Source organism: Streptomyces sp. NPDC030820 (genome assembly GCF_055572075.1).
The window spans coordinates 13,916-30,077 of the sequence record NZ_JBVIEB010000014.1 but is presented as its reverse complement, the minus strand read 5'-3'; the positions used below and the strand labels follow the sequence as shown (position 1 = coordinate 30,077).

Sequence of the window (16,162 nt, the reverse complement as noted above, 5' to 3'; positions counted from 1 at the left end):
GAGACAAGACGTATGAGGGTAGCGGTAGTACAGACCCAATGGGTCGACGATCATGAGGACGGCCTGCGCAACGCGTACCAGGCGATCGAGGACGTCTGCAGCGGCGGCGACATCGACCTGGTGTGCTTTCCCGAGTTCCTGCTCGGCCCGCCGTGGTACATGCCGGGCCAGGACGGCCTGAAAGGGCGAACCGACACGCCGATCCCAGGGCCGGTCGTCGACGGCTTCCAGTCTCTGGCCCGCAAGCTCGGCACCCACATCCTGCTGGGCTCGATCGTCGAGGACCTGCGGGACGGCATGTACCGCAACACGTCCCTGCTGATCGGACGGCAGGGCGTCATCACCGGACGCGCCATCAAGGCGCACGCCTTCGGCAACGAGATGGTGGTGTGCCGTCAGGCGGACTCGCTCGGCGTCATGTCGACCGAGTTCGGACAGATCGGCATCGCCGTGTGCTCGGACTTCTGGATCCCGGAGGTCATCCGCATGCTGGCGCTGGCCGGCGCCCGAACGATCTTCGTGCCGGGCGGCACGCTGGGGCAGAACCAGCCGCTGATGGTGAACGCGTTGCGCACCGCGGCGTACCTGAACGACGTCAACATCGTCTACGCGAGCTCGGTCGGCGTCGTCCGCGGCAAACGCGGGGACAGGCTCGTGGAGATCCACTTCGCCGGCACCAGCCTGGTCGCCCGCCCGGAGGGCGTGATCGCGCAGGCCGGCAGCGACAAGCCCGAGGTGCTCGTCGTCGACCTCGACGAGCCCGCGGCCGGCGACGGCCGCCGCTGGCAGCAGCTGCGCAGGCCTGACGCCTACCAGACGCTGCTCACCCCGTACGTCGGAGCGAACCGGGACCTCGCCGCGGAACTGCGGGCGAGCCTGACCGGGGGCGGCGGCCCGGATCGGGGCCGGACCGTCGCCGCGACCAGTGCAAGTGAGGGGACCCGTCCGTGACCATCTTCGTAGCGCAACACGCCCGGCGGGCGAACCCCGAGGCGACGGCCGCAGCCGTGCTCGACGATCTCGACAGCCGGGTGACCGACGAGGCCTCGTTCGTCGTCCTCCCCGAGAACGTGTTCACCACCGGCGACGACGTCTCGGCGCTGCCTCCGCGACTGCGCGAGCAGTGCCTGGACCGCCTGACGACACTGGCGCGGACCCGTGGTGCCTACGTGCTCACCGGCTCGTGGCCGGAGGAACGGCCAGACGGCGGGCTGATGCAGGTGGCCCGGTTGCTGGACCCGAGCGGATCGGTGTGCGCCCAGGTGGAGCGGGCCGTCCTGCCCGACGGGACGACCGGCACCGGCGACGACTTCCCGGTCGTCGAGACGCCGTTCGGTCACGTCGGGGTGCTCCTCGGACCCGACTTCTGGCTGGTCGAACCGCCGCGCATCGAGTGCCTGGCGGGCGCGGAACTGCTGCTGGTGGCCGGGTCCCTCGACGGCACCCAGCAGGCCGCGCAGCGCGCCGCGGTATGGGGCATCGCGACCCTCAACACCGTCGCGGTCGCCTTCGCCGGTCCGCTGAGCGAGCGCTGCGGCGGGGGCAGCGCGGTGGCGATGCCCGAGGGATTCGTCGCCGAGGCGGGCACCCACGAGGGCATCCTCGAGGCGCCCTGGGACATCGAGAAGATCCGGCACCTGCGCGAGCCCGACCTGCGCTTCCAGCAGACGCTCTGGTTCGGGCTGTGGGCGCGCCGGACGGAGCTGTACACCGACCTCACGGCGCAGGTGAGCTGAGATGCGAAACGCCGGCGCCCCCGCCTCCGACGTCCGACGACGGATCGCGACGGAGCTCGCAGACGACGTGCCCTGGAACCGGGTGCTCAACTCCATCTGCACCGAACCCCATCCGCTGGGTGTGGAGATGGCGTCCGCCGCGGCGGACACCAACCTCGGCGACGTGCGCATCTTCCGCGGCACCAAGCGGATCGAGCGCAAGGTCGTCCGGCTGCTGCTCGATCTGCTGGGCAATCCCGGCGGGTCGGGGAGCCTGGTGTCCGGAGGAACCGAGGCGAACCTGATCGCGATGCTGGTGGCCCGCGAGTCGGCGCGCGCCCGGGGGCGGCTGACCGACCGGCCCGAAGTCGTCGTCAGCAGCACCGTGCACTTCTCCTTCACCAAGATATTCGGCCTGCTGGGGCTGACCCCGGTCGTCGTGCCGGTCGACGACCGTCTGCGGTTGCCGGCCGGCGAGGCCGCCCGGCGCATCGGCGAGCACACCGTCGCGGTCGTCGCGACCGCGGGCAGCAGCGAGTTCGGGGTCGTCGACGCCGTCGACGAGATCGGACCGGCGGTGTCCGGACGGGACGTGCACCTGCACGTGGACGCGGCCACCGGCGGCTTCATCATCCCGTTCGCCCGCGAACTCGGCCACGACCTGCCCCAGTTCGACTTCAGCGTCGACGGCGTCGACTCGATCACCATCGACCCGCACAAGTACGGACTGGCCAACGTCCCGGCCGGCGCCATCCTGTTCCGGGGCGCACAGGACGCCGGACGCTTCGCGGTCGATTCGTTCTTCATCGACACACCGGTGCACAACACGCTGCTCGGCACCCGTCCGGGCTCCGCCGCGGTGTCGACCTACGCGGTCCTGGAGCACCTCGGGCGTGATGGCTTCCGGTCCATCACCCGGACCAACTTCGAGGTGACGAAGCACCTGGTGGCCGGACTGCGCGCGGCCGGACACGAGTTGTTCGCCGAACCGCAGCTGAACATCGTGGTGGTCAAGATGCCGCATGCGGCCCGGATCTCGCAGCTGCTGGAATCCTGGGGCTGGATCGTCTCCACCTCGAAGCGATTCGGCGAAACCCTGCGCCTGGTCGTCACCCGGCACGTGACACCGGAGATGGTGGACGAGTTCCTTCCGGTGCTGGAACGGGCCCGTCAGGAAGTCGCGGCCGAGGTGGCGCTGCGATGAGCCTCTTCCGTGGCCCCGGTACCCGGCTCGCCGCCCTGCAGATGCGGATCGAGCCCGGGCAGCGGGACGAGAACCTGGCGCGAGCCGCCAAGCTGCTGTCCACCGCGCGAGAACGCGAGGCCGACCTGGCGTGTCTGCCGGCGACGTTCGCCACCGGCCTGAACTTCCCCACGCTGCGCACCGACGCGACCGCCGAGGACGGTCCCGTCGTGCAGTTCCTCGCCGAGCAGGCCCGCACCCTCGGGATGCACATCGCCGCGGGGGTGCTGCTTTCGTCCGGGCGTGACGTCTTCGACGCCGCCGTGCTCGTCGGCCCCGCCGGCGATCCTCTCGGCTGGTACCGCCGCGCCTGCGTGTGGGCGGGCGAGTCCGCATACGTGTCCACCGGCTCGCCGGGCGAGGTGATCGACACCCCGGTCGGGCGGATCGGCCTGCTGGTGAGTTACGACCTGCGGTTCCCGGAGGCGAGCCGGCACTACCTCGCCCAGGACGCCGACCTCGTCGTCTGCGTGGCGAACCTCTTCGGGCCGTTCTCGCACCCGCTGCGTTCCATCTGCCGCGCTCGGGCCGCCGACAACGAGTGTGCGCTGGTGTTCGCCAGCGGAGTCGGGGAGAACCGCTTCGCGAACATGAGCTACCTCGGCCGCAGCATGATCGTCGACGGTCTGGTGCAGGACGCCCGGCAGGACCCGGAGGCGGACATCCTCGCCGAGGCCGGCCCGGGCACGCGCGAAACGGTGATCGACGCGCAAGTGCACTGGCGGCAGCGGCGGAAGATCCGCGCCGACCTGCCCTTCCACGACGATCTGCGCTCGACCTGGACCACGAGCCACGGGAGTCGCGCTCGATGACAGCAATGCGTGTGCAGCCGGAGTCCAGCTGGCTCGGCGACGTGCTCGGGCTGGTCGCCATCGACATGCGGCAGTTCTTCGACAACCGCCTGTTCGCGATCTCGACGCTGCTGACGTCGGTGTCGATGGTGCTGGCCTTCGGGGCGGCGACCGACCAGATGGTGAGTCCGGCGCCGACGGCCGCCAACTACTTCGGCTTCGTCTTCCCCGGCATCATCGGCGCCGGGATCATGTTCAGCTGTACCTACACCGTCGGCTACACGGTCATCATCGATCGCAACCGCCGGACGATCGAGGACCTGATCCTGTCGCCCCTGTCCTACTCGGGGTTCCTGCTCGCCCGGTTGGTCGGGGTCGTGCTCAAGTGCCTGTTCCAGTTCGTTCTGGTGGTCGTGCTCGGCGTCGGGGTCTTCGACGCCCGCATCGAGTCGGTGCCGCTGTTCCTGTTCGGCTTCTTCACCGCGTGCACGGCCTTCGCCGGGCTCGGGATCCTCATCGCCACATACACCAACGAGATCTCCTTCCCGGCGGTCGTGAACATCATCGTCATCCCGCTCATGTACTTCGCCGGGATCTTCTTCCCGCTCGCCAACCTCGGGACGCTGGGCGACGTCTTCGCCAGGCTTCCGCTCGCGGTGCACGTCGAGATCTTCCGCGCCGCCACCTCGCCGCACGTCTCGGCCTCCTGGTCGTCGACGGCCCTCGCGGCCGTGTACTCGTTCCTGACCGTCGGCGTCGCCGCATGGGCATTTCGCAGGAGGATCGGCCATGGCTGACACCACGGACGCCGGAACGCCGGTGCTGTCGGTTTCCCGACTCGACTACCGGGTGAGCCCCGACTTCGCCCTGCGCTCCGTCGAATTCACGGTGGACGCAGGCGAAGGCGTGGCCATCATCGGGACCAACGGCGCCGGCAAGACCACACTGATCCGGCTCGTGGCCGGCCTGCTGCGCCCGGCCGACGGTGTGGTGCGCATCTGCGGCACCCCGCCCCGCCGCTGGGGGCAGGTCAGCCGCCACATCGGGTACGTCCAGCAGGCCAAGGACCTGCCGGACGGCGTCACCGTGGAGACGTACGTCAAGCATCAGCTCAAGCTCCGACGGGCCGACCCAGGCCGCTACGAGGAGCTGATCGCGCTGGCGGACCTCGAGCAGTACCGCCACCAGTACGTCCGCAGTCTCTCCGGCGGCAGCCAGCGCAAGCTGCACGTCATCTGCGCCGTGGCGCACCGGCCCGACCTGCTGATTCTCGACGAGCCGACCACGGGCCTCGACCCGACGGCCCGCGAGACGCTGCTGGAACTGCTGCGGGGTCTGAAGAAGGACGGCGTCGGCGTGCTGTTCGCCAGCCATCACCGCGACGAACTCCTCGCGCTCGCCGACTCGGTCGTGGTTCTGCACCAGGGCCGCCAGGTCGAGGATGCCTCGCTCGACGCCGTCACCCGCTGGGGCGAGCGCTCCAGCCTGATCCTGGAGGCCTTCACCGACGCGCACCTCACGCAGCTGCGCGGCTGGGCGGAGCGGCAGGCGACGACCTGCGGCCTGATCCGTTCCGTCCACAACGTCGACCACGGTGTGAAGCTCGACCTGTCCGATGGTGATCACCAAGGCACTCTGGCCGAGCTGGTCGCCCATGCCCACGCCGACGGCCTCGCACTGCGCTCCGCGTCCTACTTCCAGCCCACCCTGGCGGACGTCGTCCGTTCCATCGTCGATCAAGTCGAACTGGGGGACATCGCATGAGCATCACCACCACGACCACGAGCATGCCGTTCTGGAAGGAATACCCGGAGCGCGACAACGAGTGGGTGCGGCAGTACCCGACGAAGCACGTGCCGGTGAACGAGGAGGAGGTGTTCGCCCGCAAGCCCATGGGGGTGTACGTCCACATCCCGTTCTGCAACCGGCTCTGCTTCAGCTGCCCGTACATCAAGCACCAGACCGACCGGGACCTGACCCGCACGTACCTGGAAGCGCTGAAGACGGAGATCACCAACTACGCCGACCGGCCGTACATCCAGGACCACGTCATCACCCTCGGCTACATCGGCGGCGGCACCCCGACCGCGCTCACCGCCCCGCAGCTCGACGAACTGCTGGGCCACCTGTTCGGCAGCCTGAACGTCGACGAGGACGCCGACTTCTCCATCGAGACCACGCCGGTCGACATCACCGAGCGCAAGGCCAACGTCCTCCTGGAACGCGGAGTGCGCCGCATCAGCCTCGGCGTGCAGACCTTCGTGCCGGAGGAACTGAAGAACATCGGCCGCCCGAACGACCCGGAGATGCTCAAGGAGAGCATCCGGCTGCTGCGCCGGTGCGGATTCGAGAACATCAACATCGACCTCATGCACGGCATCAACGGGCAGACCATGGAGAGCTGGGAGCACAGCCTCGACGTCGCCATCGAGCTCGGGGTCACCTGCATCTCGTTCTACACGTACATGGAGTTCGCGCAGGTCTCCACGAAGCGCAGGAAGCTGCCGCCGGTCCCGGAGAAGGCCGTGGTCGACGAGATGTTCCTGTTCGCCGCGGACAAGCTCTCCAAGAGCGGCTTCCTGGGCTACTACGGCGACTGCTTCGCCAAACCCGGCTACCAGCCGAAGTACGGCGAGACGTCGTGGAGCGAGGACGTCCCCATCATCCCGCTCGGCCCCACCGCGACCGGGCACCTGCGCGACCACTGGTACTTCAACGAGCCCGACATCGGCCGCTACATCCAGACGGTGATGGAGGGCCGGCTGCCGATCTCCATGGGCAAGCACATCACCAAGTCGGAGGCGATCCGGCGATCGATGGTCCTCGGCGTCAAGGCCGGGCGGGTCAACCGGGACCGGTTCCGCCGGATCCACGGCGTCGACTTCATGGAGATGTTCCGCGCCGAGATCGACGACCTGATCGAGAAGGGCCTGATCACCGCCGACGAGGACGGCATCGAGGTGACCGGCCCGAAGGGCTGGTACTACCTGGACAACATCTCCAAGGCGTTCTACTCGCCGGAGTACCGGCGCTACCCGCAGCATCTGGGGGCGGACATCTCCAACTTCATCTCGCAGCAGCCGGTTTCCGTGCAGATCACCCGCCGGCCCAAGGCCGAGGAGGCCGGTCATGACCACTGAGACCCGACTGCTCAACCTGGCCGACCGAGTGCCGCAGCCATCCCCGCACGACGACATCGAGAAGGTGCGCTTCTACGACCTCGGCATGCGCCGATCCGCGCTGATGGCGTACAAGCGGCCCAGCGACCGCATCCTGGCCAACGTCCGCGACGGGATGACCGACCTGGTCGAGGTCGGCTTCAACACCGGCCTGCTGTCGCTGCACGTGGCCGGCAAACTGCCGGACCTGGCCGTGTCCGGGGTGGAGGAGAACCAGAACCTCGTCGACGTCGCCGAGGACAACCTGACGCTGGCCGTATGGGCCAACACCGCCGGCGACGTCGAATTCGAGATGGCCAAGCTGAACCGGCTGCCGTTCCCGGACGATTCCGCGGACATCGTGTTCTCGTTCTCCTCGCTGCACCGCTGGCGCCGGCCGGTCGAAACGCTGAAGGAATGCGCCCGCATCTGCAAACCCGACGGCGTCGTGATCATCGAGGACATGAACCGGCACGCCGAGGAGGGGCACATCACCTTCATCCTGCAGTTCGTGAAGGAGGGCGGCGACGAGTTCATGCGGTCGTTGCAGGCCGCGTACACCCGCGAGGAGGCAGCCGAGCTGCTCCGGGAGGCCGGCCTGACCAACTGGCAGGTGGTGGAGGAGGATCTCGGTCTGGTCATCTCCTCGCGTCCCCTCGAGCCGGTGAGCCTGTGATGCCCGGGACATCGATCGCCGTCATCCAGATGGAGTCGAAACTCGGCAAGCCGGCCCAGAACCTGCGCCGGGCCGAGCGGTACATCCGCGAGGCCGTCGAGCGGAAGGCGAACCTGATCTGCCTGCCCGAGGCCTTCTCCACCTCCGGCAACATCCTGGAGGTCGCGGACGTGTCGGTGCCCGTCCCGGGGCCGGAGACCGACTTCCTGTGCGAGCAGGCGAAGCAGGCCGGCGTGCACATCGTGGCCGGCCTGCTGGAGCGCGGCGACGACGGCAAGTACTACAGCACATCGGTGCTGATCGGCCCGGAGGGCACCCTGCTCGGCCGGTACCGGCGCGTGCACTGCCACGAACTGGAGGCCCGCTACCTCACCTGCGGGTCGGAATACCCGGTCTTCGACGTCGAGTTCGGGCGCATCGGCCTGATGCAGGGTTACGACATCAACTTTCCCGAAGTCGCGCGAGAGTACTGCCGCCGTGGCGTCGACATCATCGTGTGCTCCGCGCTGGTGCCCGAGATGTTCGCGTACGTGGCGAACATGCGACTGCCGGTCCGGGCGGTGGACGCCGAATGCATCGTCGCGTTCGCGTCCGGGATCGGCACCAATCTGTACGCCGGATTCGGCTACATGGGGTGCAGTCAGATCCTGGCGGACCCGCTGTTCCTCGAGGCCGAACGATTCGACTTCGTCGACGGCGACGAACGGATGGTGGACCTCGGCAAGGAGGCGGGCGTCGGCGTCGTCGAGATCGACCTGGACCGCATGCGCCGCTACCGCACGAAGGCCACCCTGCGCGGCGATCTGCAGCCGGCGACGTACTGGCAGCTCGAACGAGAGTGACATCCCATGCGAGTGCTGCTCATCTCCACCAACAAGATCAGGGTGCCGCGGCCGGCGCTGCCGATCGGCATGGCCTACATCAGTGCCGCGCTCAAGCACGCCGGACATGAGGTCGACGTCCTGGACCTGCTCTGGGAGTCCCGGGAGCTGAAGGCGGTCCGGGAAAGGCTGACCACCGGCACGTACGACGTGGTCGGCATCGCCGTACGGAACCTGGACAACCTGACGTTCATCGACCCGGTCTTCTTCGGCCCGATGACCGAGAAGATCGTCCAGTGCGTACGCAAGTACACCGGTGCCACGGTCGTCCTCGGCGGATCCGGCTTCTCGGTCGAGCCGTTGTCGTTCTTCGAGTACGCCCAGCCCGACTACGGCATCGCGGGCGAGGGCGAGGCCGGCATCGTCCAGCTGCTCGACTACCTCCAGTCCGGCGGGCGTCTGGAGTCGATCTCGGGACTCTGCTACCTCGACGAGAACGGGAAGTTCTGCCAGAACCAGTCGAACTCCGCGTTCGACCTGGGGGCGTTGGAACCCGACCGGTCCGTCTACGACCCCCGGTACTTCGAGGAGGGCGTCTCGGCGGCCTCCGACCTCACCCGCGACCACCAGCCGGCCATCGAGACCCTGCAGACCAAGCGGGGCTGCAAGCTGTTCTGCTCGTACTGCATCATCCGCAAGACCGAAGGCAAGGGCGACCGGTTCAAGGACCCGGCCGAGGTCGTCGGCGAGATTCAGCGGGCCATGGCGGACAACCCGGCCGTGCGGGAGTTCGAGATCGTCGACGCGACCTTCAACTACCCGATGGAGTACGCGGCCGAAGTGTGCGAGGAGATGATCCGCGCCAAGCTCGACGTGCCCTGGTACTGCCAGTTGACGCCGAACGCGGTCACGCCGGAGTTCGTGGAGCTGCTGCACGCGGCCGGCTGCATCCGGGTGGACCTCGGCACCGACGCGCTCACCGACGAAGCCCTGTCGGACCTGATGAAGGGCTTCGACATGGCGCGGGTCCTCGAGATCGACCGCCTCTTCACGGCCAGCCCGATCGAGCACACCCACTGCATCTTCCTCGGCGGGCCGGGGGAGACCCCGCAGGCGCTGAGGGAGTCGATCCGGTTCACCGAGCGGTTTTTGAATCCGGCCCAGATCTACGCCAACCTCGGCATCCGGATCCTCAGCGGCACCAAGCTGCAGCGACAGGCCATCAAGGCCGGGATCCTGCGGGAGGGGCAGGGCACTTTCGTCCCCGCCTTCTACGTGGAGCCGGCGATCCTCGCCGATCGGGAGACGCTCGACTTCGTCCGCAACGCCTACCTGAGCCACAAGAACTGGTACCTGTGGTGGGGCCTGGGCGGGCAGAACCTGGCGGACCGCTCGCAGGACACGATCCGGGCCGTGGTCGAGATGCAGCAGGAGTACGAGTACGTCATGCAGAGCAAGCCGCGGCTGGAACGCGCACCGCGGCCGACGACCACCCAACCGCTCAAACTCACGATCGGCACCTCATGACAGATGTTCCAACGGCCGCAGGCGAGTTGTTGAAGACGCTTGCGGACCGAGCGGATCCGGACTTCGCGGCGGGAATGCAGCGGTACTTCCCGCACGAGATCCGGGCGCTCGGGGTCGGCAACGCCGCGGTCGCCGAGATCGCCACCGACTACTTCCGTGACCGCAGCGACGTCTCCGCGGCGACGCGACTGCTCCTGGCGGAGGCGGTGTTGGCGCGCGCCGAGTACCACGAGGAGGTGCTGCTGGGCTTCGCGGTCCTGCACAAGGTCGCCAAGGCCGGACTCGGCGCCGAGTTGCTGGACCGCTGCGAGCACTGGCTGGAGACGTACGTGTCCAACTGGGCGCAGTGCGACGACATGTGCCTGAAACTGCTGTATCCGTTCTTCCTCGGGCATCTGGACCTGATCCCGCGGACTCGGCGCTGGGTCGAGTCCACCTCCCCGTGGGCCAGGCGTGCCGCGAACGTGGCTGTCGTGAAGTTCGTCCGGCGCAAGGTGGGCCGGACGGTCTTCGTGCTGCCGCCGTCGCACGTCTTCGACAACTGCGTCCGGCTGATGCACGACGACCACGTCTACGTGCAGAAGGGCTGCGGCTGGCTGCTCAAGGTCACCGCCGAGGTCCATCCCGCCGAGGTGGCCGAGTTCCTGCGCACCTGGCACACCGAAATGCCCCGCGACACGTTCCGGTACGCGGTGGAGAAGATGGACCCGCGAATGCGGCGGTCCTTGATGGCACTGGGTCAGGGGTGACGCGATGAACGCGACCGGCCGCTATGTCCACCGCCGGGGCATCCACTGTGAGACGGCCTGCCAATGCGCCCTTCTCGCGGCCGGCGGATACGCGGTCGACGAGGAGGTCGTGTTCGGGCTGGACGGAGGTTTCGGCTTCTCGTTCTTCCCGGCGAACGGCAATGCGCCGGACATCGCCGTCGGCAAGCAGGCGATCATGCCGCTTCGGGCGGCGCGGCTGATGGGCGTCGAGGTCGCCGTGCATACGCCGAAGTCCGGCGCGGGCCTGGCCAGACTGCTCGAGTCGGCGCCGGCCGTCATGACCCGGGTGGACCTCGGTCTGCTCCCGTACTGGGGTCTGGACGGGCGCTCCTCCTTCGGCGGGTACTTCGTCAACGTGGTCCGCCCCCTCGGGGCCGACGCGTTCGAGGTGTCCGACCCGGCGTTCGACGAGCCCGTGTCCGTGAGCGCGGCCGAGTTGCAGGCGGCCCGGTCCAGCCGCAACTCGCCGCCGCTGAACCCGGACTGGAAGGTGTACGTCTTCGGCGCGCCGCGCAGGACACCGCAGCTGAACCTCGTCGGGCCGGTGGCCGTCCGGAACCTGTGCCGCGAGGTCCTCAGACCGGGCAGCCGGCACCTGGGCATTCCCGGGATGAAGCTGCTGGCCACGACGGCGGCGTCATGGCCGCAGTCCAAGCACGGCGAGGTCGAGGACGTGGACCTGGCCGGCCATGTGGTGCGGACCGACGCACTGGCGCGTCAACTACTGCATCTGGGACGGCAGATCGAGTCGTTCGGCACCGGCGGCGGGCTGTTCCGCCCGATGATCGGCCGCTACCTGACGAGGATGGCCGACAGCACCGGCGACGCACGCTACGCCGATGCGGCCGGGCAGTTCCTCGAGAGCGGCCGGCTGTGGTCGAACCTGGGATCCGCCCTGCTGACAGCTGGGGCGACCGCCACCGCGCGCGACGATCTCAAAACGCTCGTAGACGCCGTGGCAGACACGGCGCGGTCCGCGATGGACATCGAGAAGCGGGCGCTCACCGCGCTCACCGCCCTGTAGCCGCGAGGTCGAGACATGCCCACCGAGGACGAGTCCGTACTGCTCCAGGGCCCCAAACGCTGGAACGAACATGCCCGCAGGCGCCGGGCGCAGGGCCCCTTCCGGCCCGACCTGCGCAAGGCGGCGCTGCACGGCGCCGACTTGCGGGGCGCCGAACTCGCCGACGCGGACCTCACCGACGCCGTGCTGACGGAGTCGTACCTGATGTCCGCCGACCTGCGGGGCGCGAATCTCGAAGGCGCCAATCTGTGCGAGGCGTACCTCATCCTGGCCGAGCTGAACGACTGCCGGCTCGTCGGCGCGAACCTGGAGGGCGCTGACCTCAGCGGTGCTGATCTGACCGGCGCGGTGCTGGACGCGGGTTTCCGGCGGTCGGCTGTGATATCGGACTACCTCACGATCTGGCCATAGCGAAAGGAGCCCCTCGTGATCATTCTGGGCTACAACGGATTTGGCAAGTCTGCGGAGATCTTCGGGCGCCTCTTTCGCGCCACCGGCATCGACCGTCACCTGTTGTACGGCCACGACTCGTCCGCCGCCCTCGTCATCGACGGGAAGTTGGTCGCCGCCGTCGAGGAAGAACGCCTCAACCGGGAGAAGAAGACGTCGAAATTCCCGGTCAACGCGATGCGCTGGTGCCTGGAATCGGCCGGGATCTCCTTCGACGACGTCGACACCTTCGCCTTCTCCTGGCAGTTCTCCCAGGACGTGGTGAACAAGATGATCGCCGAGATCACCGAGGACCGCGCGGCGACCGTGGAAGAGAAGTTCGCGCGCTTGCAGCGCCTGGCGGAGACCCATGCCGCGATGTTCAGCGAGGACGCGACTCAGGCCGACTTCCTCGAGCACACGGGCCACAGCCTGAACCCGGAGAAGCTGGTCCGGGTCCCGCACCACATCGCGCACCTGATGACCGGATACCACCTGTCGGGCGGCGGGGACGCGGCGTTCCTGGTCAGCGACGGTCGCGCCGAATGGCTGTCGTCGATCATGGGTGAGGTGCGCGAAGGCGAGGCGAAGATATTCGACGACGTCACCATCGACTCGCGGCACTCGCTGGCGATGCTCTTCTCCGTGGTGACGCGATACCTCGGATTCGTCCCGAACAACGACGAGTACAAGGTGATGGGGCTGGCCGGCTATGGCGCGCCTCCCGAGCCGAACCCGTTCCTCACCCACGTGGTCGAGGTGTGCCCCGACGGCACCTACAAGATTCCCTATCCGGCGAACGCCGTACCCGCCTACTACGAACTCTTCGATCGCATTTTCGGCGGAGACGCGGAATGCCGGGAGGAGTTCGACTACCGGGTCCGCGTGGCCAGCGCGGCACAGCACATGCTCGAGACGGTGACCGCCGGCCAGATCCGGACGCTCGAAGCCCGGAGCGACCTCCCACGCGTGATCTTCGAGGGCGGACTCGCCCTGAACTGCGTCAACAACAGCAAGCTGCTCGAGCGTTCACGCTTCACCGAGATGGACGTCAGCTTCGGCGCCAGCGACGTCGGCGTGGCCATCGGGGCGGCTCTGTTCGCCAGCCGGCAGGCCGGCACACCGCCCCGGGTCAGCACGTCACCGTACCTGGGCCCCAGCTACGGCAGCCAGGAGATCCAGGCGGCCCTCCAGCAGTACGCCGGCCAGGTCACCTGGCGGGAACTGGACCCCGAGGACGTGCCGCGGGAGGCCGCGACCCTGATGCAGGAGCGATGCGTCATCGGGTGGTTCCAGGGGCGTCTTGAGTACGGGCCGCGCGCCCTGGGCAACCGCAGCATCCTGGCCAATCCGAAGTTCCCCGACATCAAGGACATCATCAACGAACGCATCAAGCACCGCGAGCAGTTCCGGCCCTTCGCCCCCGTGGTCCTCGAGCACCTCGCGCCCGACGTCTTCGAGCTCGGCAAGAAGAAGTCCTCGCCGTACATGACCTTCGTGGTTCCGGTGCGACCCGAGTACCGGGACATGATCCAGGGTGCCTGCCACGTCGACGGCACCTCGCGGATCCAGACGGTCACCGAGCAGAGCAATCCGCTGCTCGCCGAACTGCTGCGTCAGTTCACCGAGCTCACCGGGATTCCCTGTCTGATCAACACGTCGTTCAACGTCGCCGGCGAACCCATCGTCTGCTCGCCGGCGGACGCTCTGGCCTGTTTCCTCAAGACGGAGATGGATCATCTGTTCCTCGGCAACTTCCTGGTGTCGCGCGCGATGTGAGCGAGTGAACGCCCTTCTGGTGCTGACCATCCGCAACCGCACTTAAGGAGGCTGCGCTACGATCCACGCGAAGGAAGGGACAGGTGAGCAAGTGTCGCTTTTAGAGGCAGATCCGTTCGTCGGCAAACACTGCGAGTCGACCACCCTCGTGAATCTGTTGCGGCAGCAACAGATCAACTTGTCGGAGTCACTCGTCTTCGGCCTCGCCGGTGGCCTGTCGTTCATCTACTGGCGGACGAAGCAGATGCCGACGCCGTTCGTCGGTGGCCGCATCAAACCCGACACGCTCTCCGCCAATCTCGCGAATGCGCTGAACTTGCGGCTGTCCGTTCACGAGACCTCCTCGGTGAAACGGGCGAGGGAACATCTGCTGGAAGAGCTTGACTCCGGAACCGCTGTCGGCCTCAAGCTCGACCGCTACTTCCTCGACTACTCCACCGACGACTTCCGTTTCGCGGCCCACTATGTCGCCTGCGTCGGGCACGACGACGACCGTTTCGCACTGGTCGAAACTCAGCCGCTCGGCCTGAAATGGGCCTCCGGTGAATCCCTCGCGACGGCGCGAAACGCGCGCGGCCCGATGAGTTCCCGCAACCGCGCCTTCACCCTCGATCGCCGGAAGGGCGGCCTTCCCGACCTGGGGGAAGCCGCCCGCAAAGGCGTCAAAAGGGCGGCGGAAGACTTTTTGAATCCGCCGATTTCCAACTTCGGGTTCAAGGGCATGCACAAAGTCGCCGACCTCATGCCGCAGTGGCTCGACGACCTGGAGTCGCCCGCGGACAGCCTTCCCGAGATCTCCACGATCATGGAAGACGCGGGAACGGGCGGGGGCCTGTTCCGCATGATGTGGGCGGAGTTCCTGGCGGAGACCGCCGAACTCACCGGTATCGCCGGGTTCCTGGAGATCTCGGAGGCGTACCGTGAGGTGTCGAAGAAGTGGACCGAGGTGGCCAGGCTTCTGCACGAGGCGGGAGTCGCGTCGTCGCGGGAATCCCTCCACAGCGCGTCGAAGCTGGTGCATGAGGCCGCCGAGGAGGAACAGCACCTGATGGGCCGTCTCATGGAACTGTCGAGCTGACTTGGCCCCACGGCACACACGGGGCAGGGGGCCGGTCGGCGCAGGTCGACGACCTCTTACGGCCGTTCGCCCCCGTGAGGCGCCAGTGCCGATGGTGAAGTGGAGCTGGCGGTCCGGCTGAGCGCAGACCGGGCCGCCAGCCGGTCATGGTGACGGACGGCCAGACCTCAGCAACCGAAGTCGATGAGATCGAACGTGGCGTAGTGGTCGGAGGTGTAGTAGTCCTCCTGGGACTCCTCACCCGTGACGATCCGACGTGCGCCGCGCGTGGGGGAGCCCGGCGTGATCACGGTGTACTCGTGATAGTAGCCCGACGGCTGGCTGGGCAGGACGCCTTCGCGGTTGGAGAAGACGGTGCCGTCCTGCGAGTACGGGAACGGGCCGTCCGAGGCGATCAGGTCGAGCGTGTCGTACGCCTGGGACGGCAGGTCGCTGTAGCAGATGCTGCCCGCGGCGGCCGCCGGGGTGGCGGTGACGGTGCCGCCGATGAGGAGGGCGGACAGGACGGCGGCTGCGGCGCCGATGCGGGTGATTCGTGGGGGGAATCTCATGCCCTCATGATGACGCGCGTAGATGATGGCATGTCAATGACAACTCCAAGAGTTTCCCGTCGAGTCCGATGAGTTTTCGTGGAGTTAACTTGCGACCCGGCGTCACCGCACCGCCCCCACACAGTTGTGCCGCTCACCGCGGCCGGGATGCGTAAGACACGGCTCGTACGACGGATGCGCGCCGCCCACAAGGTACTGGCAAGGCGGGCGCCGCCGGATTCGTGCTGAAGGACACCCCGCCCGCCGAGATCGTCGACGCCGTGCGCCGGGTCGCGGCCGGCGACCCCGTGCTGTCGCCCGCCGTCACCCGGCAGTTGATGCGGCACGCGGCCGGCGGCGCCGCCGACGCGCGCCAGGCACGCGCGTGTGAACGGCTCGCCGTCCTCAACGGCCGCGAAAGCGAGGTCGCCGTCGCCGTCGGCCGCGGCCTCCCCAACGCGGCGATCGCCACCGAGCTGTTCATGAGCGTGGCCACCGTCAAGACCCACGTCTCCCGCATCCTCGCCAAACTCGGTCTCGGCAACCGCGTCCAGATCGCACTGCTCGCCTACGACGCCGGGATCCTCGAGGACGACGGGCACTGACCGGACGTCCGGGTCG

The 16,162-nt window shown here is 67.9% G+C and carries 16 protein-coding genes and 1 pseudogene; 16 read left to right on the top strand and 1 reads right to left on the bottom strand.

Annotated features, from left to right (window positions below; all coding sequences use genetic code 11):
- Positions 1-12: 12 nt before the first annotated feature.
- From ACZ418_RS32790 to ACZ418_RS32720, 15 genes are all read left to right on the top strand, one after another.
- Complete coding sequence (locus ACZ418_RS32790) at positions 13-951, top strand: carbon-nitrogen hydrolase family protein (protein WP_468370379.1); 939 nt, start codon at positions 13-15, stop codon at positions 949-951.
- Entirely contained in the window at positions 948-1,736 is a 789-nt protein-coding gene (locus tag ACZ418_RS32785; RefSeq protein WP_468370376.1) for a carbon-nitrogen hydrolase family protein, read from the top strand. Before ACZ418_RS32790 ends, ACZ418_RS32785 begins: the two co-directional genes overlap by 4 nt.
- Position 1,737: 1 nt before the next feature.
- Entirely contained in the window at positions 1,738-2,919 is a 1,182-nt protein-coding gene (gene mfnA / locus ACZ418_RS32780; RefSeq protein ID WP_468370373.1) for a tyrosine decarboxylase MfnA, read from the top strand.
- The gene (locus ACZ418_RS32775) at positions 2,916-3,770 is read left to right on the top strand and encodes a carbon-nitrogen hydrolase family protein (protein WP_468370370.1); all 855 of its coding nucleotides are present in this window, start codon (positions 2,916-2,918) and stop codon (positions 3,768-3,770) included. Before mfnA ends, ACZ418_RS32775 begins: the two co-directional genes overlap by 4 nt.
- Complete coding sequence (locus ACZ418_RS32770) at positions 3,767-4,546, top strand: ABC transporter permease (RefSeq protein ID WP_468370368.1); 780 nt, start codon at positions 3,767-3,769, stop codon at positions 4,544-4,546. Before ACZ418_RS32775 ends, ACZ418_RS32770 begins: the two co-directional genes overlap by 4 nt.
- Positions 4,539-5,513, top strand: coding sequence for an ABC transporter ATP-binding protein (locus ACZ418_RS32765; RefSeq protein WP_468370366.1), 975 nt, complete (start codon positions 4,539-4,541; stop codon positions 5,511-5,513). Before ACZ418_RS32770 ends, ACZ418_RS32765 begins: the two co-directional genes overlap by 8 nt.
- The gene (locus ACZ418_RS32760) at positions 5,510-6,889 is read left to right on the top strand and encodes a coproporphyrinogen-III oxidase family protein (RefSeq protein ID WP_468370363.1); all 1,380 of its coding nucleotides are present in this window, start codon (positions 5,510-5,512) and stop codon (positions 6,887-6,889) included. Before ACZ418_RS32765 ends, ACZ418_RS32760 begins: the two co-directional genes overlap by 4 nt.
- Positions 6,879-7,583: a class I SAM-dependent methyltransferase gene (locus ACZ418_RS32755; protein WP_468370360.1), complete on the top strand. Its 705-nt coding sequence runs from the start codon at positions 6,879-6,881 to the stop codon at positions 7,581-7,583. Before ACZ418_RS32760 ends, ACZ418_RS32755 begins: the two co-directional genes overlap by 11 nt.
- Positions 7,583-8,425, top strand: coding sequence for a carbon-nitrogen hydrolase family protein (locus tag ACZ418_RS32750; RefSeq protein WP_468370357.1), 843 nt, complete (start codon positions 7,583-7,585; stop codon positions 8,423-8,425). The genes ACZ418_RS32755 and ACZ418_RS32750 overlap by 1 nt, the downstream gene beginning before the upstream one ends.
- 6 nt (positions 8,426-8,431) lie before the next feature.
- Complete coding sequence (locus tag ACZ418_RS32745) at positions 8,432-9,931, top strand: B12-binding domain-containing radical SAM protein (RefSeq protein WP_468370354.1); 1,500 nt, start codon at positions 8,432-8,434, stop codon at positions 9,929-9,931.
- Positions 9,928-10,680, top strand: coding sequence for a DNA alkylation repair protein (locus ACZ418_RS32740; protein WP_468370352.1), 753 nt, complete (start codon positions 9,928-9,930; stop codon positions 10,678-10,680). The genes ACZ418_RS32745 and ACZ418_RS32740 overlap by 4 nt, the downstream gene beginning before the upstream one ends.
- A gap of 4 nt (positions 10,681-10,684) precedes the next feature.
- Positions 10,685-11,725: a BtrH N-terminal domain-containing protein gene (locus ACZ418_RS32735; RefSeq protein ID WP_468370350.1), complete on the top strand. Its 1,041-nt coding sequence runs from the start codon at positions 10,685-10,687 to the stop codon at positions 11,723-11,725.
- Between the two features lie 15 nt (positions 11,726-11,740).
- The gene (locus ACZ418_RS32730; protein ID WP_468370347.1) at positions 11,741-12,136 is read left to right on the top strand and encodes a pentapeptide repeat-containing protein; all 396 of its coding nucleotides are present in this window, start codon (positions 11,741-11,743) and stop codon (positions 12,134-12,136) included.
- A gap of 15 nt (positions 12,137-12,151) precedes the next feature.
- A complete protein-coding gene (locus tag ACZ418_RS32725; protein ID WP_468370344.1) occupies positions 12,152-13,933 on the top strand; it encodes a carbamoyltransferase family protein in 1,782 nt (593 codons plus the stop codon).
- Positions 13,934-14,024: 91 nt separating this feature from the next.
- The gene (locus tag ACZ418_RS32720; RefSeq protein ID WP_468370342.1) at positions 14,025-15,011 is read left to right on the top strand and encodes a BtrH N-terminal domain-containing protein; all 987 of its coding nucleotides are present in this window, start codon (positions 14,025-14,027) and stop codon (positions 15,009-15,011) included.
- A gap of 167 nt (positions 15,012-15,178) precedes the next feature.
- Here ACZ418_RS32720 and ACZ418_RS32715 read toward each other — a convergent pair whose 3' ends face one another.
- Positions 15,179-15,562, bottom strand: a complete 384-nt coding sequence (locus ACZ418_RS32715) for a ribonuclease domain-containing protein (protein WP_468370339.1) — start codon at positions 15,560-15,562, stop codon at positions 15,179-15,181.
- A 200-nt stretch (positions 15,563-15,762) separates the two neighbouring features.
- Between ACZ418_RS32715 and ACZ418_RS32710 the strand changes: the two are divergent.
- Positions 15,763-16,146 (top strand): annotated as a pseudogene (locus ACZ418_RS32710) (LuxR C-terminal-related transcriptional regulator); the annotation flags it as partial.
- Positions 16,147-16,162: the final 16 nt, after the last annotated feature.